General features: G+C 69.4%; 18 protein-coding genes and 1 tRNA gene. 12 read left to right on the forward strand and 7 right to left on the reverse strand.

Annotation, left to right across the window (positions count from 1 at the left end; translation table 11 throughout):
- Positions 1-278: 278 nt before the first annotated feature.
- The 3 genes from ACFVIM_RS02705 to ACFVIM_RS02715 all read left to right on the forward strand — a co-directional run bounded on the left by ACFVIM_RS02705 (position 279) and on the right by ACFVIM_RS02715 (position 2,126).
- Positions 279-515, forward strand: a complete 237-nt coding sequence (locus tag ACFVIM_RS02705; RefSeq protein WP_384297540.1) for an exo-alpha-sialidase — start codon at positions 279-281, stop codon at positions 513-515.
- Positions 512-880: a hypothetical protein gene (locus tag ACFVIM_RS02710; protein ID WP_384297542.1), complete on the forward strand. Its 369-nt coding sequence runs from the start codon at positions 512-514 to the stop codon at positions 878-880. Before ACFVIM_RS02705 ends, ACFVIM_RS02710 begins: the two co-directional genes overlap by 4 nt.
- A gap of 583 nt (positions 881-1,463) precedes the next feature.
- Complete coding sequence (locus ACFVIM_RS02715) at positions 1,464-2,126, forward strand: HAD family hydrolase (protein WP_384297544.1); 663 nt, start codon at positions 1,464-1,466, stop codon at positions 2,124-2,126.
- Here the strand turns inward: ACFVIM_RS02715 and ACFVIM_RS02720 are convergent.
- Positions 2,107-3,363, reverse strand: a complete 1,257-nt coding sequence (locus ACFVIM_RS02720; RefSeq protein WP_384297546.1) for a transcriptional regulator — start codon at positions 3,361-3,363, stop codon at positions 2,107-2,109. The two genes, ACFVIM_RS02715 and ACFVIM_RS02720, sit on opposite strands and share 20 nt — an antisense overlap.
- Positions 3,364-4,021: 658 nt before the next feature.
- Between ACFVIM_RS02720 and ACFVIM_RS02725 the strand changes: the two genes are divergently transcribed.
- Positions 4,022-4,390: a hypothetical protein gene (locus tag ACFVIM_RS02725; protein WP_384297548.1), complete on the forward strand. Its 369-nt coding sequence runs from the start codon at positions 4,022-4,024 to the stop codon at positions 4,388-4,390.
- A gap of 691 nt (positions 4,391-5,081) precedes the next feature.
- On the opposite strand, the gene ACFVIM_RS02730 is transcribed toward ACFVIM_RS02725, so the two are convergent.
- Positions 5,082-5,543, reverse strand: coding sequence for a GntR family transcriptional regulator (locus tag ACFVIM_RS02730; RefSeq protein ID WP_384297550.1), 462 nt, complete (start codon positions 5,541-5,543; stop codon positions 5,082-5,084).
- Between the two features lie 169 nt (positions 5,544-5,712).
- On the opposite strand from ACFVIM_RS02730, the gene ACFVIM_RS02735 reads away from it, so the two are divergent.
- The 5 genes from ACFVIM_RS02735 (at position 5,713) to ACFVIM_RS02755 (ending at position 10,501) form a co-directional block, all read left to right on the forward strand.
- Positions 5,713-6,048, forward strand: coding sequence for a hypothetical protein (locus ACFVIM_RS02735; RefSeq protein ID WP_384297552.1), 336 nt, complete (start codon positions 5,713-5,715; stop codon positions 6,046-6,048).
- Positions 6,045-7,409 carry a cell division protein FtsK gene (locus tag ACFVIM_RS02740; protein WP_384297554.1) on the forward strand — a complete coding sequence of 455 codons (1,365 nt, stop codon included), beginning with the start codon at positions 6,045-6,047 and terminating at the stop codon, positions 7,407-7,409. The genes ACFVIM_RS02735 and ACFVIM_RS02740 overlap by 4 nt, the downstream gene beginning before the upstream one ends.
- A gap of 91 nt (positions 7,410-7,500) precedes the next feature.
- Complete coding sequence (locus tag ACFVIM_RS02745; protein WP_384297556.1) at positions 7,501-8,919, forward strand: replication initiator; 1,419 nt, start codon at positions 7,501-7,503, stop codon at positions 8,917-8,919.
- A complete protein-coding gene (locus tag ACFVIM_RS02750) occupies positions 8,916-9,110 on the forward strand; it encodes a helix-turn-helix transcriptional regulator (RefSeq protein ID WP_384297558.1) in 195 nt (64 codons plus the stop codon). The genes ACFVIM_RS02745 and ACFVIM_RS02750 overlap by 4 nt, the downstream gene beginning before the upstream one ends.
- Complete coding sequence (locus ACFVIM_RS02755) at positions 9,104-10,501, forward strand: tyrosine-type recombinase/integrase (protein ID WP_384297560.1); 1,398 nt, start codon at positions 9,104-9,106, stop codon at positions 10,499-10,501. The genes ACFVIM_RS02750 and ACFVIM_RS02755 overlap by 7 nt, the downstream gene beginning before the upstream one ends.
- Here ACFVIM_RS02755 and ACFVIM_RS02760 read toward each other — a convergent pair.
- The 5 genes from ACFVIM_RS02760 to ACFVIM_RS02780 form a co-directional block, all read right to left on the reverse strand.
- Entirely contained in the window at positions 10,498-10,899 is a 402-nt protein-coding gene (locus ACFVIM_RS02760) for a PIN domain nuclease (protein WP_384297562.1), read from the reverse strand. The genes ACFVIM_RS02755 and ACFVIM_RS02760 overlap by 4 nt on opposite strands.
- A gap of 11 nt (positions 10,900-10,910) precedes the next feature.
- Positions 10,911-11,111, reverse strand: coding sequence for a type II toxin-antitoxin system VapB family antitoxin (locus ACFVIM_RS02765; protein WP_384297564.1), 201 nt, complete (start codon positions 11,109-11,111; stop codon positions 10,911-10,913).
- On the reverse strand, positions 11,083-11,904 hold the full coding sequence (locus ACFVIM_RS02770) for a hypothetical protein (RefSeq protein WP_384297566.1): 822 nt from the start codon (positions 11,902-11,904) through the stop codon (positions 11,083-11,085). The genes ACFVIM_RS02765 and ACFVIM_RS02770 overlap by 29 nt, the downstream gene beginning before the upstream one ends.
- Before the next feature lie 428 nt (positions 11,905-12,332).
- A tRNA-Ser gene (locus ACFVIM_RS02775) sits at positions 12,333-12,422 on the reverse strand.
- A 282-nt stretch (positions 12,423-12,704) separates the two neighbouring features.
- Positions 12,705-14,393 carry a S1C family serine protease gene (locus ACFVIM_RS02780; protein WP_384297568.1) on the reverse strand — a complete coding sequence of 563 codons (1,689 nt, stop codon included), beginning with the start codon at positions 14,391-14,393 and terminating at the stop codon, positions 12,705-12,707.
- Between the two features lie 306 nt (positions 14,394-14,699).
- Between ACFVIM_RS02780 and ACFVIM_RS02785 the strand changes: the two genes are divergently transcribed.
- From ACFVIM_RS02785 to ACFVIM_RS02795, 3 genes are all read left to right on the forward strand, one after another.
- On the forward strand, positions 14,700-15,509 hold the full coding sequence (locus ACFVIM_RS02785; RefSeq protein ID WP_384297570.1) for a glycerophosphodiester phosphodiesterase: 810 nt from the start codon (positions 14,700-14,702) through the stop codon (positions 15,507-15,509).
- A 510-nt stretch (positions 15,510-16,019) separates the two neighbouring features.
- Entirely contained in the window at positions 16,020-16,619 is a 600-nt protein-coding gene (locus ACFVIM_RS02790) for an ATP-binding protein (protein ID WP_384297572.1), read from the forward strand.
- Positions 16,620-16,711: 92 nt separating this feature from the next.
- Positions 16,712-17,698 carry a DUF5926 family protein gene (locus ACFVIM_RS02795; protein ID WP_384297574.1) on the forward strand — a complete coding sequence of 329 codons (987 nt, stop codon included), beginning with the start codon at positions 16,712-16,714 and terminating at the stop codon, positions 17,696-17,698.
- Positions 17,699-18,624 lie beyond the last annotated feature (926 nt).

The following is an 18,624-nucleotide window of genomic DNA, read 5'->3' on the forward strand; positions in this document are numbered from 1 at the left end:
CGAGGTTCCCCCGTCCCGACGGCGAGCACGAGGATCTCCAGCACCCTGACGCCTGCCCTGTGAAGGAGCCGTACCGTGTCCCTGCACCTTCCCCGTGTTCTTCGGATACTCCGGTTCCCGCTGCCCGCACGGACAGTCCGTCACCGTGTGGCCCTCGTGCGGGCGCCTGGTCCGCCGTCGCCGCTATCGCCGTGGGACGGCACCGAACCGGTTCTGATCCGGCCGTACTTCCTCGCGGAGGAGATCACCGACCCCGGCGTGCTGGTGGGGTGGGCCGGATGAACCGGCCCGGCCGCGTCCCCGGTGAGGAGGGGCGGGCCCGGATGACGCTGCGGGTGTCACGGGACTCCGGGCGGACCTGGGGACCGAGCACCGTGGTCCGGGACGGCGACCGGGTCGTGGTGATGGACAACCCGCTGAAGTTCCCGGCCTGCACCTGCGCACGCTGCTGTGGTGCCCGGCGCGCCCGCCCCGCGCGTAGTCAGTTGCTGCGGGCCGCGAGGGAGTCCCGGTGAGGTGGCAGTGCGGGACGGGCGGACAACTCCCCAGCCATCTCTTCGACTCCCCCACCAGCCCGCTCTTCGGCTTCGACCGCCCCTCGACCTGGGTGTTCTGCATCCTCGACGATCACGCCCTGGGCCACCACTACGCCCCACTGCGCACCGGGAACGGCATCGCCCTGTGGGCGGTATGGCTCGACGCCGTCCCGTACGTGGCGGAACTGCCCGACTGCCTCACCATCGGGCCCTGGGGGCCTGACATCACCCCCTGCGGCTTCTTCCACGGCCACGGTGGCACCCACTCCTGGGAGACCGAATCCCAGGGCGCCCTGAACAGCCACCCCGGCGGGCCACCACCACGCGCCCACCTCCGGGAGTAACCACACAACACAACGACCGGACCACCCCTCGCCTGGACAGCTACCGGGGTGGTCCGGTCAAGAGCCCCAGTTCAGGACCAGTTCAGGACCCTGGTGAAGGAGTTCAGCACCACCGACGACGGCCGCCTCTTCCGCGCCTCACGCGGCGGCCACCTCCCGGCCAAGGAGTACGGCGACCTCTGAAGGCCCGCCCACCCCCTGGGCCACAGGTTGGCCGCACACGCCGATCCAGACCGGGATACGGCCGACCCAAGGTGAGACAGAGCGAACGCAGAAGGGGTGCCCCGAACCCGGGACACCCCTTCTGACCTGCACATACTCTGATCTGGCGGTGGGTGTGGGATTTGAACCCACGGTGACATCGCTGCCACGACGGTTTTCAAGAACGCCTTGGGCCTGCTTGGCGCACCTGTGCTGACCTGCTTCTTCTCGCCCTGCGGGCGGTTCTGGAAGGGGTGGTGGTCCACACCTGGTCCACCAGATCACCTCCCGCGTGCCCCTCGGCCAAAGCAAGGCCGCTCCCGCTGCTCCAGGAAGTGCCCGCCAGAACTGGCTGCTGGTGACCGCCCATAGGATCGGCCTCATGATTCGTGCAGTGGTGTTCGATGTCGGCGAGTGTCTCGTGGACGAGACGCGCGAGTACGGGACCTGGGCGGACTGGCTGGGGCTCCCCCGTCACACCTTCGCGGCGATGTTCGGGGCGGTCATCGCCCAGGGGCGGGACTACCGGGAGACCTTCCAGGAGTTCCGCCCCGGCTTCGACCTGACCGAGGAGCGCGAGCGCCGGGCCGCTGCGGGGAAGCCCGAGCACTTCGGGGAAGAGGACCTGTACGCCGATGTCCGCCCCGCGCTGGCGCGCCTGCGGGAGGATGGCCTCTGGCTCGGCATCGCCGGGAATCAGACCGTCCGGGCCGGAGGACTGCTGCGCGGCCTGTTCACCGATGACGTGGACCTGATCGGCACCAGCGACGACTGGGGCGCCTCCAAGCCCGACCCCGCGTTCTTCGAACGGGTCGCCGACGTGGTCCCCTACACCCCTTCCGAGATCCTGTACGTCGGCGACCGGGTCGACAACGACATCAAGCCCGCGATCACGACGGGCATGCCCACCGCGCTCATCCGCCGGGGCCCCTGGGCCTCGATCCAGTGGAACACCCTGGACGCCAAGGAGCTGCCGACCCTGCGGATCAGCAGCCTCCTGGAACTCCCGGAACAGATCGCCAAGCTCAACGCGTCAGAGCACTGAGCGTGGTCGACCACCCGTAGAGCCGGTCGTCCAGCTCACGCACACACCGCTCGTGCTGCCACGGGACCAGCGCCCGCCGGACCTCGCGCACCCGGTCCATCCCGGTCGCGTACCAGGCCGTGGCGAGGAGGTCGAGCGCCTGGAGCGCGTACGCGCACGCGGCCTCCGGGCGCTCGTCAGCCGCCTCGACGGCCGCGAGATCGCCCAGGATCACCGTGCGCTGCTTGTCGTCGGCGTCGGGCAGCTCCTCCAGCACGGTGGTCAGGGTCTGCCGGGCCTGCGGCAGGTGCCCGGCCTTGAGCTGGGTGTTCCCCTTGAACGCGGCGAGCCGTACGGGGCTGAACCAGTCCATCCACGGCGGGTTCGAATGCTCGGACCCCGCCGCCAGCACGTCCTCCGCGTGACCGATCAGGTTCAGCGCCATACGGGTCTCACCGCATCGGGTCTCGCACTCGGCCTCGACCGCGTCCAGCCACGCCAGGAACTCCGCCGACGCCGGACCGCGCCGGGCGTACGTCCTGGCCGCGACTATCCGCTCCAGCGCCTCCTCCCGCCGCCCGGCCCACCCCGGGATGAACGCCGAGTGCGCGAGAACGGCTGAGCCGAGAAGGGCGTCGTCGGCCTCGCTGGCGGCCTGGAGCGCCTTCAACAGGGTGTCGCTGGCGGCCTCCGGCTGGCGCATGTCGAAGAACTCCATGCGTGCGGCGAGTAGGCAGGACTCGGCGAGTGCCGCCGCGACGCGGTGACGGGTCACTCCCGTCGTCTCCGGGAGCAGGGCCAGCCCCATCGTGGCGTGCGCCATGACGACCGGGTGCAGGGTGCCCGGGGCCACGGTCCAGTAGAGCCGACGGTGGGAGCGGGTCACCGCCTCGTAGTCGTCGCTCACCGATGCGGGCTGCATCAACGCGGTCGCCAGTCTCGGTACCGGCGACAGCCCCACCGCCGCGACGGTCGTGATCGCCGCGCGCCGCTCCCCGCCCTGGTCGTGCGGCGGGGTGAAGCCGAGCTGCTCCATGTCCTGGCGGAGCAGATGGGTCAACAGCTTCCGATAGTCCGGGTGGGGCCATGGCGGGGTCGCGGACTCCCAGCGACGTACCTGCCGTACGCCAACGGACAGACCACGGATCCCCAACTCCGGCGCGGCTGCGGTCATCGCCTCGGCAAGCTTCTGCTGCGAGGGATAACCAGCGGCCACGCGGGCGCTCTTGAGGCGGACGTTTCCGCTCGGGCGGGACATGGGCACCTCCGATCAGGTTGTGACTCGAAGGTCCCACAACGTGTCCTCTTTCGTCAGACCTTCCACCACTCGGGCGCACCAAAGTCCTTCTTTGTAGCGGCAGAAGACCTCTGGAAGCCCTCGTACGTGACAGCGGCGCCCGACAGTCTGAAGCACCCCGCCTTCTGACTGAAGGAGTCTGACGTGCCGTTCAGCATCCCCCGTGCCCTCCGGATACTCCGGTCTCTGCTGACCTTGTGGCTCGGTCGTCGCCGTGGCCCGGCGGCGTCATCCGTCGCTGTACGGTCCTCGGGCCGACGGTCCTCGTTACCGCCGCTGGTCGAGGTGGACCCGGTCCTGATCCGGCCGTACTTCCTCGCGTACGAGCGGCGCCGGAACCTCGCGTACGAGATCACCGACCCCGGCGTGCTGGTGGGGTGGACCGGATGAACCGGCCTGGCCGCGTCCCCGGTGAGGAGGGGCGGGCCCGGATGACACTGCGGGTGTCGCGGGACTCGGGGCGGACCTGGGGACCGAGCACCGTGGTCCGCGACGGCGACCGGGCCGTGGTCTTGGACAACCCGCTGAAGTTCCCGGCCTGCGCTTGCGCACGCTGCTGTGGTGCCCGGCGCGCCCGCCCCGTGCGCAGTCAGTTGCTGCGGGCCGCGAGGGGGTCCCGGTGAGGTGGCAGTGCGGGACGGGTGGTCAGCTCCCCAGCCATCTCTTCGACTCCCCCACCAGCCCGCTCTTCGGCTTCGACCGTCCCTCGACCTGGGTGTTCTGCATCCTCGACGACCACGCCCTGGGCCACCACTACGCCCCACTGCGCACCGGGAACGGCATCGCCCTGTGGGCGGTATGGCTCGACGCCGTCCCGTACGTCGCGGAGCTGCCCGACTGTCTCAGCTTCGGGCCCTGGGGGCCTGACATCACCCCGTGCGGCTTCTTCCACGGCCACGGCGGCACCCACTCCTGGGAGACCGAATCCCAGGGCGCCCTGAACAGCCACCCCGGCGGGCCACCACCACGCTCCCGACTCCGGGAGTAACCACACAACGCAACGACCGGACCACCCCTCGCCTGGACAGCTACCGGGGTGGTCCGGTCAAGAGTCCCTGTTCAGGACCCTGGTGCCCGATGGTACCGGGGTGGTCGTCGTTCCCTCAGACCACCGCCCGTACCGGACGATCCCGAGAGGACGGCGAATGGACGGAAGAGACAGGCGAGTTGGGCGGACGCACGCCCTGGTGGTGGTGCACCCAAGCACGCGGGCGGCAGGAGCGGCTTTGGCCGGTGTCCTGGGCGGGTTGGGGCCGGGCAGGGGCAGGGGGCCGTATGCTGCCTGGCTACTCGGGCAGGTTTCACCCCTGCCCGCAATGGGCCCGAGTGGCCCCCTGGTCCTGCCCGGCGCGGGCCCCGATCCGCACAGGTGGGTAAAGCCGCGTAGGCCGTCCGCCCCGGCCACAGAACACCGGCCCTCCTGGTCCTGGTGGGCGCGCCCGGCCGGGGCCGACGCGAGCGGGGCGCGAGACAGGAGCGTGCGGCGGCCCGAAGGCCGCTGGCGCGCACGGCCCGCGCCAGCGGGCCGCCTTGATCCAGTAAGGAAAGTCTGGACGCGCCTGGCACTGACGGGAGTGTCGTCGTGAACGACAAAGACCACGCCCTGATAGCGGAGATCATCCAGCTCGCGGCACAGACGCAAAGGGAGTTGGTCGAACTGCGGGCGCGACTGGCGGCCCTCAGTGACCGGCTTCCCGCTCCAGCCGTTCCACCTTCGCCTCAAGAGCCGTCACCTGACCCTTGAGGTCCTGGACCTGGGCCGCCATGGCGTGCAACTGGTCGCGGACGGTCAACAGGATGTCGGTCAGCGGGGAATCACTTTCCGCGGGGGCCTTGCCCTCCTGCTCGGCGAAGTCGCTGACGAACGTGGTGGCCAGCTCGACCAGGGGATCGTTCGCGGCCTGGGCGGCCGGGTCGGAGACGTAACTCCCCCGGCCGTGCACGGAGTAGATGAGCCCATCGTCCCGCAGCACCCGCAGCGCTGAGTGGACGGTGGCGTTGGCGATGCCGAGGCTGTCTCTCAGCTCCCGTGAGGACGGCAGGCGGTCGCCGGGCTTGAGCCGACCGGAGGTGATCTCTTCGCGGAGCCGGTCGGCCGCCAGCAGATAGGGCGGTCGTGGATCGTTCGTCGGCAGGCTCATGGCCCGAGAATAGTGCGCTCTAGACCGACCCAGACAAGGGATGCGCAGGATCCCACCCTCTCAGATCCAGAGCAGCACAGATCACCCTTGACTGATCTAGAGCGCTCCAGGTAGAACTGGACCACTCCCGATCGGGAGCAACACCCCTACCTCTTCACGGAGTTGAGCCATGGCCATGCGCCAGATCCCGATGGACATCACCGCGTCGTCCTTCATGGTGGTGACCCCGTCCGCCCCGAAGATCAAGAACCAGGAGACCGGGGAGATCGCCACCCACCGCGAGACCGGCGAGACCCTCCACACCATCAGCGTGGTCGAGATGGCCGACGGCCGCGCCGACGTCCTTAAGCTCACGATCCGCGCGACCGGAGTCCCTGAGGGCTTGGCCCCGGGCACCCCGGTCCGCCCGGTCGGACTGGTCGCCATCCCCTGGGCGCGACTCTTCAACGGTCAGCTCAGCGACGGTGTCGCCTACCGCGCCGACGCCCTGAAGCCGGCCAAATGACCACCGCGCTCACGGCCGGTGATCCCATCAACGCCGTCGCCTCCCTGGTCATACTCTGCGCGGCGGCGCTGGCCGGGTGGCCGGTGCTCTGGCTGGTGCGCTATCTGCGGGCGGACCGGATGACCCGGGTCAGCATCCGGCAGGCGATCCGGATCCGCCGTGGCTGGCCGAGGCTGGCCCGGATGACGGGCCTGTCCGTGGTCGACCCCGCCCCCACTGGCCTCGCGGCCCGGGGCCGGACCCCGCCACCCCGCGTCCTGGTCCCCAGGATCCGGGTCCGGCCCGACCGGTTCGGCGTCCAGGTCCACCTGGGCTGCCTCCCCGGCATCGGCCTCGCCGAACTTCAACGCTCCGCCCCGTACCTCGCCGACGCCTGGCGCGCGGTACGGGTCGCGGTGACCCGCGACGGCCCGGGAAGCCTGCGGATCCGCGCCGTGCGGACCGATCCCCTGGCCACCCCCACCCGCCACACCCCCGCCTTACCCGAGGACCTGAGCCGCTGGGTCCTGGGCGTGGACGAGTACGCCGAAGAGGTCGTGGTCAGCCTGGCCAATGTGCCCGGCGTGACGGTCGCCGGTCTCCCCGGCTTCGGCAAGACCTCCCTGATCTACAAGCTGATCTGCGATCTCGCGCCCTCCCCGGCCGTGCAGATCGCCGTGGCCGACGGCAAGGCGGCCACCGCCTCCGAAGGCGACTATGCCGACCTCGAAGAACGGCTCTTCGCGTTCGTCGGCGACGACGTGGCCGACGCCAACACCCTCTTCCAGAACCTGGTACGGCTACGGCGGGACCGCTCGGCCGCCATCCGCTCTGCCCTCGGCGTACGGAACATGTGGCACGTCGGCCCCTCCCGTGACTGGCCGCTGGTGGTCCTAGTCATCGATGAGGCCCACACCTTCCTGCGCGACCACAAGGGCGGCGACACGGCGACCAAGAAGCTGGCCTCCCTCGCGGCCGACAACGCCCGGCTCGTCGAAGACCTGGTGAAGAAGGGCCGGAGCGTCGGGATCGTGGTCATCCTCGCCACCCAGAAGGCGACCGGGGACGCCATCCCCACCTTCATCCGGGACGTCTGCCCGGTCGGGCTGAGCTTCGCGCAGAAGACCATGGAAGCCTCGGTGGCCGCGCTGGGCGAGTCCATCCGCGACTGGCCCGACGCCAACCCGGTCCACCTGCTCGACCCGGCCTATGTCGGCGTCGCCGTGATGACCGTGCAGGGGCGTGAGGGCTTCACCCGCGTCCGTACACCCGAGGTCTCCGACGCCGACGCGTCCGCCGCCGTGGCCCGGTGCACCTACCTCACCCACGACCCCGCCGCGCTCCTCGCGTACGCAACCGAGGAATCCACCGCGCGCCTCTGAGCCGACATCTCATGCCCCGCCGGGGACGACTCTGCCTGCAAGCTCACCGTCCCCGGCCGGGTGCCCATCCACAAGGAAGGACCCCGCCAGCATGGCACCCCCTCCCGCCCGGGACCAGCGCCACGGCCCCGCCGTCCGCGACCTCCTGCGCCTCGCCCGCCTCGGCGACATCGACGGCGTCCGCGACCAGATCGCCCGCGTCTCCGGCTGCGCCAACCCCGTCCAGCTCACCGGCTACAGCGCCACCCTCGACCCGGCCACAGGCGAAGCGCTGCACGTCTTCACCAGCGACGACGAACCGACCGGCCGCCTCCTCATCCCCTGCGGCAACCGTCGCGCCTCCCGCTGCCCGTCCTGCTCCCGCCTCTACGCGGCCGACACGTACCACCTGATCCGCGCCGGACTGACCGGCGGCAAAACCGTCCCCGACACCGTCCGCGACCATCCCCGCGTCTTCCTCACCCTCACCGCCCCCTCCTTCGGCCCGGTCCACCACCGCCCCACCAACCGGCCCTGCCGCTGCGGCCAGCACCACCACCCCGACGCCCCGGAACTCGGCACCCCGCTCCACCCACCGACGTACGACTACACCGGAGCCGTCCTCTGGAACGCGCACGCCTCCGCCCTCTGGGCCCGCTTCATGACCCACCTGCGCCGCGCGGTCGCCGCCACCCTCGGGCTCTCCCAGCGCGCCCTCCGCACCCACCTGCGGATCTCCTTCGCCAAGGTCGCCGAATACCAGAAACGGGGCCTGGTCCACTTCCACGCCGTCCTGCGCCTCGACGGCCCCGACGGCTCCGCCACACCCCCACCGCCCCCGGCCACCGCCGCCGTCCTCATCCACGCCGTACGGGAAGCCGCCGACCGGGCCGCCCTCACCCTCGACTCCCACGCCGTCGGCGAACGAACGATCCGCTGGGGCCCTCAGCTCGACGTACGCGAGATCACCGCCTTCGGCCACCGCACCGAACTCACCGACCGGGCCGTGGCGGGCTACGTCGCCAAGTACGCCACCAAGGGCGCCGAAGCCTCCGGCACCGTCGACCACCCCCTCTACTGCCCCACCTGCCGGGGAACCGGCACCCATGGCACCACCCCATGCCGCCCCTGCGACGGCACCGGCGAGGGCATCCCGCTCCGCCACCTGGCCAGCCGGACCCACACCCGCCAGATGGTCCGCACCTGCTGGGAACTGGGCCGCCTCACCGAATTCACCGACCTCCGCCTGTGGAAATGGGCCCACATGCTCGGCTTCCGGGGCCACTTCTCCACCCGCTCCCGCCGCTACTCCACCACCCTCACCGCCCTCCGCGACACCCGCCGCGCCTGGCGCACCACCCAAGCCCACACCCGCCTCAACCACCCCACCCCCACCACCCTCATCACCGAATCCTCCTGGTCCTACCTCGGCACCGGCTACACCCCCGCCGAACACCTCCTCGCCACCACCATCCGCCACGAACACTCCCTCGCCCTCCAGTTCCACCACGAGGGAGGCCCGGCCGCATGACGACCACACGGGACCAGAAGCTGACCCTGCCGGAAGCCCTCGCGGAGATACGGATCTCCCGCGCGGCCTTCTACCGGATGCGGGCACGCGGCAACGGGCCGAAGTGCCTCAAGCTCCCGAACGGCCAGATCCGTATCCGGCGATCCGACCTCGACGCCTGGTTCACGGGCTGCGAGGTGGCCGCGTGCTGACCTACGACGTGAAGATCTGGGGCATCCGCAAGCGCCCCAACCGCGCAGCGGCCTATCAGCTCCGGTGGCGGGTCGGCGCCCAGCCCTTCTCCAAGAGCTACAAGATCAAGGCACAGGCGGACGGGCGCCGAACCGAACTGCTGAATGCCCTGCGTGAGCGCGAGCAGTTCGACACAGAGACCGGTCTCCCCTCCTCCGAACTCCGGGCACTCAACTCCGTCACCTGGTACACCCACGCCCGTGCGTACGCGGAGATGAAGTGGCCGACCGCGTCGGCCAAGCACCGTGCGAGCATCGCGGACGCCCTGGCGACCGTCACACCCAAGCTGGTCAAGGACAACCGCGACGCCCCGGCCCCCAAGGTGCTCCGTGCCGCCCTCTACTCATGGGTCTTCCGGTTCGTCCTGGGCGACGACGGCGAACTCCACCCCCGCATCGACATGGTCGAGCCTCCGGCAGACATCGTGGCCGCGCTCGACTGGATCACCCGCAAGTCCCTGGACATCACGGCCCTCAACACGGCTTCGGTCGCCCGCTCGGGCCTCGACGCCATGACACTGCGGCTGGACGGCAAGAAGGCCGCCGCCAACACGGTGAAGCGGAAACTGCCGGTGTTCAGCAACTGCCTCCGGTACGCCGTGGAACGCGAGCTCCTGACCACCTTCCCTCTCGACAAGGTGGACTGGACTGCCCCGGAGACCGACGACGAGATCGACTTCCGGTTCGTCCCCGGCCCGAAGCTGGCCAAGAAGCTGATCACCGCTGTCGGCGAACAGGGCGAGCGCGGCAGACACCTCAAGGCGTTCTTCGGCTGCCTCTACTACGCCGCCAACCGTCCCGGTGAGGCCGCCAACCTGCGTGAGGTCGACTTCACCCTCCCCGAGGAGGGCTGGGGCGAAGTCCTTCTCTCCACCAGCACCCCCCGCGTGGGCTCCGGCTGGACCGACACGGGCGAGTCCTTCGACACGCGCGGCCTCAAGAAGCGCGCCCAGAAAGCCACCCGCCCCGTCCCCATCCCACCCGTCCTGGTCCGCATGATCCGCGAGCACATCAAGGAGTTCGGCACCACCGACGACGGCCGCCTCTTCCGCGCCTCCCGGGGCGGCCACCTCCTATCCAAGGAGTACGGCGACCTCTGGAAGTCCGCCCGCCGAGAGGTACTAACCGAGGCCGAGAACGGCTCACCCTTGGCAGACGTGCCGTACTCCCTCCGGCACGCGGGCGTCTCCCTCTGGATAGATTCGGGCGTCACGCCCGCCGAAGTCGCCCGCCGCGCTGGTCACAGCGTCGCGGTTCTATTCCGCTTCTACGCCAAGTCAATTCATGGCGGACAAAATCAAGCAAATATACTGATCGAAGGCGCGCTAAATTCCATTCCCGAGGGGAATTAAACAGACCCCCGAGGAACAACCCATTCACCCTTCTGGCCCGTATGCTGAATGATTCGATCGAAATCCGAGTCATAGTGAAGGAGGGTTAGATTCATTCGGTCAGCAACTGCGGCAATAACCAGATCAGGGATCTTGAGCCCTCGATGCTGAGACTTCGCAGCCATCGCCCGCTGGACCTCTAGAGCCGCCTGCCAATCTTCTTCTTCCGAATCCACATAAGTGAGAATCGCAAGGCGCTTCGCCCTCAAATTCTCATAATTATCGGGACTCTGGGCAGAGTAAAGAGCCTCCACCTCCAACATCCCACAAGTCGCCACCACTCCCGCCATAATAAGAGGCTCGAGGCGCGCGGCAACTGAATCGTATTTCATTCGATTCATCGCACTGTTATCGATCATGAACTCTGGGTCTACCGCCAAGCCTCGGCCCTCAGTTTCTCCAACTCTTCCGGATCTTGGTCACGCATCTCATCGATGAATTCGCGAGCCAATTTTTGACGCACCACTTCCCTGAGTGCAGCGTTTACCGTGTCGCGGTTATTGGTAGTCCCTAGCAGCTTCTGCGCTTCACTAAGGGTTCCCTCATCGACGTTTGCGACGGTTTTTCCCACTCTTCTTCACCTTCTTCGGTGGAATTACGGGATTGAACTTCTTTGCACAGTTCGCACAGACACCACCAATCATCACGAAATGGTCGATGCGTATGATCACCGGCTCCAGCACATCAGCAAATTGCCTGCAATGGTCGCAAGTACGTTCCTCGGTTGCATCAAATAGTGGCCCACCCTCCACAATGGATGCCTGCAAGTACGCGAAACACTGGTCACATCTCCACTCACTAGATGCGACATAAGAGTTCCAGGTCTGCGCAGGGCCGGATGCAAGGTGTTCGCAGCGATCAGATGAGAGCTTCGCATCGAGTAGATCTTTTGCCCACCGCTCGAACTTCGGATTAGTCACCTGAATCTTATTCGATGGCGATTCGAAGATCTTGCTACGCGTATTTGCGCTAGCCGCCTCGAATGCCTCCATAACCGTACGTTGACTAGACCTCGAACGGTGCGCTGAAAGCTGACGCTTGAGGTTTTCATCTGAAGCAGGGCAGTTTCTTCGGTGAGGAACCCTAGCCTCATTTATCGGCAATTCAACCAATTGGCCAAAAGCGCCCAAACCTACCGTCGCGCTACATTCCGAGCATTTACCAGTGAGAGTCGCCTCTCGCCGAAGACGAATCGCATACTCCAGCAATGGCGGCGCGTCTGCCGGAACAGCCGGAATTATGAACATCGAATTCCCGACAGCCCATACCTCGTCATGCCCGCCAGAGATCACCCTCACTAGGCGGGGCTCATCTCCTTGCGAATAAGCATTCGCCAAGCCTGCCCGGTAATCTGCCTCGCGCATCTAGCCCTCCTCTCACTCCCACAAAAGGATCCCACAAGCAACGCTGCCCGCCCAGTACGGTATGCGGGCGCTAGACTCCCCTTCCGTTACAGGTGAACGGCAGCGTTGGGACGTTCTCTGGCTCCTTCAATGCCTGTTTCCTTACAGCACCAAGAGTGCCAGTGCTACCAGGCACCACACCTGCCAGGATGGCTATCCGCAGTGACCCGTTCCGGGGACACGCCCAGCGTCATCGCGCAGGGGCGGTGACCGTGCTCCGAGTCCGGCAAGGTTCTTACCACGCCCTCAGGGGCCAGCACTTGGTCCACGCCTGGTCCACACACGCTGGTCAACGGCGTGACAGAGGCGAATCAAGGTGAGACGGAGCCCATACAGAAGGGGTGCCCCGAAACCCGGGACACCCCTTCTGACCTGCACACACTCTGATCTGGCGGTGGGTGTGGGATTTGAACCCACGGTGACATCGCTGCCACGACGGTTTTCAAGACCGTTCCCTTAGGCCGCTCGGGCAACCCACCCATGCCCCGTCCGCCGATCCGGCGTGGAGCGGGCTACAGCGTACCGGGAGCACGGCCGCGGTCGCAGCAGCGTCCAGGGGACGGTCCGGATGGGGCCGTGCCCGGGGCTCATGGGTGGGGCCCGGCGGCAACGTCTCGTACGCGGAGCCGGGCCAGCCGTCGCGGACACAGGGCCCGCACGGTCGGGACCGTACGAGCCCCGAGCCCGGGCCCCGGCGCCGGAGGAGCGGCGGCGGAAGAACGTCACCGCCGCCCAGCGGCCAAGGTCGCGTGGTCAGTGGGTCAGTTGTCCCCGGTGCGCGACCCCAGCGTCAGCGAGACCGTGGTCTCCTCCCCGGAGCGCTGGTAGGTGAGCTTCACCGTGTCGCCCGGCTTGTGGGTCCAGATCTCGCTGATCAGGGTGGGGCCGCTGTCGATCGGCTTGTCGTTGAAGCGGGTGATGACGTCGCCGACCTTCAGGCCCGCCTTGGCGGCGGGGCCGTTCGGGAGGATCGCGGGTGAGGAGCCGCCGCCGGCGGGCTCGTTGTTGGTGATGCGGGCGCCCTCGCCACGGCTGGCGAGGTCGACGGTGGCGCCGATCACGGGGTAGACCGGCTCGCCCGTCTTGATCAGCTTCTCGGCGACGTTCTTGGCCTGGTTGATCGGGATCGCGAAGCCGAGGCCGATCGAGCCCGCCTGGGACTGGCCGAAACCGCCGCCGGTGGACTGGATGGCGGAGTTGATGCCGATCACCGCGCCGCGGGCGTCGAGCAGGGGGCCGCCGGAGTTGCCCGGGTTGATGGAGGCGTCGGTCTGGAGGGCGCTCATATAGGAGTTGGCGCCGCCTCCGCCGCCGCCCGCCGCCACGGGGCGGTCCTTGGCGCTGACGATGCCGGTGGTGACGGTGTTGGAGAGGCCGAAGGGGGCACCGATGGCGATCGTCGCGTCACCGATCGCGACGCGGTCCGAGTCGCCGAGGGCGAGCGGGGCCAGCCCGGAGGGGGGACTCTTCAGTTTGAGCACGGCCACGTCGTAGCCCTGGGCGCGGCCGACCACCTCGGCCTCGTACGACTTGCCGTTGGAGAACGTCGCCGAGAGCGTGCCGCCCTCCGCCGCCGAGGCGACCACGTGGTTGTTGGTGAGGATGTGGCCTTCCTGGTCGTAGACGAAGCCGGTGCCGCTGCCGCCGCCCTCACCGCCTCCGCCGAGGCCGTCGGCGGAGGCGTCGGGGCGGGTGCCCGCCTTGGCCTGGATGGTGACCACGCTCGGCAGCGCCTTCGCGGCCACCGCGGCCACCGTGCCCGGGTCGCGCTTGAGGTCCTCGGGGAGGCCGGAAGCGGAGACGGTGGTGGAGCTGATGCCGTCGTCGTTGCGCTCGGCCGCCCAGTAGCCGATGCCGCCGCCCACACCGCCCACCAGCAGGGCGGCGGCCAGTACCGCGACGATAGCGCCGCCGGAGCGCTTGCGGCGGGGCGGGCCACCCGCCGGGACCGGCGCGCCCCAGGCCGCGCCACCGCCGTACGCGGGCTGGGCCGGGGGAGGCGGCGGCCAGCTCCCGTCGGTGCCGTACGGGGAGGTCGCGCCGGGCGCGTTCGGTCCGGGCGCCGGGGGAACGGCGCCGGGCAGCGGCGCCGTGGGCGGCTCGGCCGGGGAGGGCTGTCCATGCGCCGCGGCCGGGACCGTCTCCGCCGTGTACGGGGGAGTACCGCCCGGCGCACCGGAACCGGGGGCCCCGGAGTCCACACCAGCCCCCGGGACACTCCCCCCACCGGCCGCCCCGGAGAAACCGGAGGAACCACCGGAGGAACCAGAGGAACCAGAGGAATCAGAGGAGAAAGGCGGAAGGGCGGGCGCCGGCTGTCCTCCCTCGGGAGCGGCCGCCGGTACCGGAGGCACGGGGGCAGGAGCCGCGGGAGGCACGGCAGGGGCCGCCGGGACCGACGGGGCGGCCGGCCGCGCGGTGCCCTCGGGGCCCTCGTTCTCAGTGCTCACAGCTCTCTCCTCTGGGGTTCCACGTCGATCACTTCGGCGGAGTCCGCTCGGCGCCGCGGCCGTCCCGGCATGCTCAAGGCGTCGTGGACCAGCATTTCCCACGGCTCGTCAGGCCACTGTAAGCAGGACCTGTGGGTATTCTCGCCCTCCTTTACTTCGGACAGAAGGATCAAATGCCGCATAAAATCTGATAGGGCAGGTCAGCCACGGCACAGACAGAGGGCGGGCGGGAAGCGGACAGGGAAACGGACCTCGTCCCTCACTCCCGCCTCGATGGCCGCGCGGCCTCGGTGACACCATGACGCGGTGACCCACGCACGGCAGCATCAGATTCAGGTCGTCGCCCACCGAGGAGCGTCCGAGGACGCGCCCGAGCACACCCTCGCCGCGTATCTGAAGGCCATCGAGGACGGCGCCGACGCCCTCGAATGCGATGTGCGCCTCACCGCCGACGGCCATCTCGTCTGCGTCCACGACCGCCGCGTCAACCGGACCTCCAACGGCCGGGGCGCCGTCTCCGCCCTGGAGCTCGCCGACCTCGCCGCCCTGGACTTCGGTACGTGGAAGGGGCACGAGGACTCCACCGAGTCCCCCGACTGGGGCGATCCCTCCCTGACCTCCGTGCTCACCCTGGAGCGGCTGCTCGAACTCGTCGCCGACTCCGGCCGCCGCGTCGAGCTGGCCATCGAGACCAAGCACCCGACCCGCTGGGCGGGCCAGGTCGAGGAGCGGCTGCTCCAGCTCCTCGGCCGGTTCGGCCTCACCACGCCCACCGTGCCCGAGGAGTCGGCGGTGCGCATCATGAGCTTCTCGGCCCGCTCGCTGCACCGCGTCGCGGCCGCCGCCCCGAGCGTGCCCACCGTCTATCTGACCCAGTTCATGAGCCCGCGCGTCCGCGAGGGCCGCCTGCCCGCCGGGGCCCGTGTCGCGGGCCCCAGCATCCGGATCGTCCGGCACCACCCGGAGTACGTGGAACGGCTCCACCGCGCCGGTCACGCGGTGCACGTATGGACCGTCGACGCACCCGAGGACGTCGACCTCTGCGTCCGGCTCGGCGTCGAGGCCATCATCACCAACCGGCCCCGTCAGGTCCTCACCCAACTCGGCCGTACCTGAACCAGCCCCATCCAAACCAGGCCAGACCTGAGGCGAACCTCACCCCGCGCCCGCACTCCAGGGCCCGGCCCCCGTCCAGCGCCCCGGCCCGCGTTCCCCCGCTCCCGCCACGCCCGGGACCGGCCCGCCTCCGCCTCGACCGGATCCGTACGGTCTGATTCCGGCCTTCCCACGGTCCCCATCCACCCTCCCTCCGTTCCCGCCCTCGGTCAGCCGACGCCCCGCCCCTCTCCCCCAGCGGTACGGGGAAGGGGGCCCCGAGCAGTACGTGAGCCGCCCGGAGCCCGGCCCGCCACCGGCCTGAACCAGCCCCCGGGAACCCCCGTGGGCGCCGGGGTCCGACGATGGCCGCCCTCGCCCGCACCCTGCCGAAAAGCGCCCCTTCCCCCGGTCCGCCCTCGACTCAGATCTGGCCGAAAGCAGCCCATTCCCCAACGCTTTGCCCGGTCCGCCCACCCCGACCATCCGGGGAGTGCACCGGCGCGTTCACCCCGGTCATGAACGTCGGGTGTGCCCCGGTGGGGAACCGGACGGCGGTTTCCGGTCCAGTCCATTGGGGCATTCACACCGTGGCGTGGGGCAAAGGAGGTCTCGGGGGTGGCGTTGGTGGTGGCACAAGAAGTGCCCACGTCGTCGAGCATGGCCGTACCCCATGGCCCTGCGGGCGTGGGAGAAGCACGACACCGTATGCGCGAGGATCTGCGCCGTGGTGGCGTGGCGGAATCGGTCGTCGACGACGCGGTTCTCGTTCTGTCCGAACTGCTCAGTAACGCCTTCCGCCATGGAAGGCCATTGGGGCACCGGGAGACCGACGGGGGAAGCGTTCGCGCCGACTGGTGGGTGGATCCCACCGGACGGCTCACCATCGCGGTGACCGACGGCGGCGGTCCCACCCGTCCCGTTCCGGCCACTCCATCGGTCACGGCCCGGGGCGGCCGGGGGCTCAACATCATCGGCGCGCTGTCCCGGGAGTGGGGCGTGCGCGACGGCGCGACCGGCGAGGTCACGGTGTGGGCGGTTCTGTATGACGATCCCCGTTCCCATGAGTTCGCTACGCGCGTCACGTCACCGGGTTTCGGCTTCATCGAGACGTATGAGGAGCTCGGCTGACATCTGGGTGCCCTGCCGTCCCCCGGGAGGGGGGCGGTTAGGCTCGCGGCGACATACCCCGCCCACTTCGCGCGATCGGGAGAAGCCGCACCATGGCCAAGAAGCGCCCCCAGACCAAGGCGTCCACGCCGCAGCAGACCGGCCGGGTCCGTGGCGCCCATGAGCCCGTGCCCGTGGTCGGCGCCCGGGAACCCTGTCCCTGCGGGTCGGGGCGCCGCTACAAGGCGTGTCACGGCCGGGCCGCGGCACAGGCCGTGACCGAGCTGACCCAGCGCCCCTTCGAGGGGCTGGCCGGTGAGTGCGACTGGGTGGCGCTGCGCGAACTGGTCCCGGCGGCCACGGTGCGGCTCACCCTGAGGGAGCCGCTGCCCGAGGGCGTACCGTCCGTGACGCTGGCGACGGTGCTGCCGATGGCGTGGCCCGCGCTGCGCCGTGACGACGGTTCCATCCTGCTCGGTCTACAGAACGACACGTCCTCGGGCGACCTCAGCCGGGATCTCGCCGCGACGCTCCGCCGCGCCCTGGCGGCCGAGCCCGGCACTCCGGTCGCGGCGGAGCGCAGCTCCGGCGACGGTCCCCGGCTCCAGGACCTCCTGGACCCGGAGGCCGCCTTCACTCCGGAGGTCCATTCCGGTTTCGAGTTCTGGATCCCGGAGTCCACGGACGGCCCCGCACCCGACGTCGCCGCCTCGCTGGAGCGCGCCAACGCGGCCGCCATCCCCACCGTGCGGCTCTCCGGTGTCGACGCCGCTTACTGGTGCGAGACCCCGGAGAAGAACCATCTGCGCTGGGTCATGCCGTACCCCGAGGAGAAGCTGCTGGACGCGCTGGCCCGGCTGCACGCGGCACAGTCCTCGTCGCTGGGCGAGGGCACCCGGCTGGTCGGCTCCTTCCGGGCGCACGGGCTGATGGTCCCGGTCTGGGACCTGCCGACCGGAATGAACGCCGACGCCTGCGAGAAGCCCGCGGCCGCCTTCGCCGAGCGACTGGCCGAAGCGCTGGCGAGCGACGCTCCGCTGTCGACGGCGGAGCGCGGGGCCCGCGGCGGCCTCACCAATCGTCAGATCACCCTGAGCTGACCTCGGAACACCAGGGCCAGGAGCCGCCCCCTGGGCGTCCGTACTACCCACCGAAAAACGCGAGTGACTCCAGTCACAACTCCCGCTATGGGCAGCTGAATCGCTGTCCGAATACCCGAGATCGAATTTGCGAACCGCAGATCTCTTGTTACCGTTCTAGAAGCCCGGTCGCTGGTGCATCCCCCGTCGCCAGCGACCGGGCGTAGCCATTTCTACGGAACGTCTCATTCCGTTGGCGCTATGTCATCCAAGCTTCAACTTGCCCCCCTGTCAGGGGAGTTGCTCCCCGACCTCAGCAGCAGCGGCGCCTCCTGAGCGCCCCCGGCCGCGGCGAACTCCGCCACCGCCGAATACCCGCTGGCACCTCCCTGAGAAGGCTCCTTCGGGGTCTCACAGACACCCGGCTCATCGCCCGCTTCCACCCTGCAGTTGACATGTACGGTGCGCCCCGCCGGGGCCATCAGAGTAAGTACGGAACTCAATTCCGCGCCTGTCGCATTGCGGTAGTACGTACGCCCCCAGGTGGCGCCATCGCGAGCCAGGACACAGGTCTGGGCCTCCACCCCCTCGGGCGATGACAGCTCCGGTCCACACCGCGCGACGGACGGCACGCGGGTCCCGGAGACCGTCGGGACGGTATGTGTTTCGGACTTCTGCGGTGCTCTTGACGGACGGTCCGGCGATCCACCCTGAGAACGGCCGGGATCGGCGAACAGTTCCCGGGGGAGGGAGCGATGGCGCGGAGCGGGGGAAGGAGGGGAGATCAATGGAAGGGGAGGAAAAGGAGGAAGGAGAGAGGGAGGAGGGAGGAGAGAGAAGTGGTGCGGGGGATGCAGGAGGTACGGAGACGTGCCAGGCGGCGCGGCCGTGGCGGGGGCCGCCGGACGGAACCCGGAGGGCCCCTCGGCCGGCGCCGCCGCCCGCGC

Source organism: Streptomyces sp. NPDC057638 (genome assembly GCF_042800315.1).
Taxonomy (GTDB): domain Bacteria; phylum Actinomycetota; class Actinomycetes; order Streptomycetales; family Streptomycetaceae; genus Streptomyces.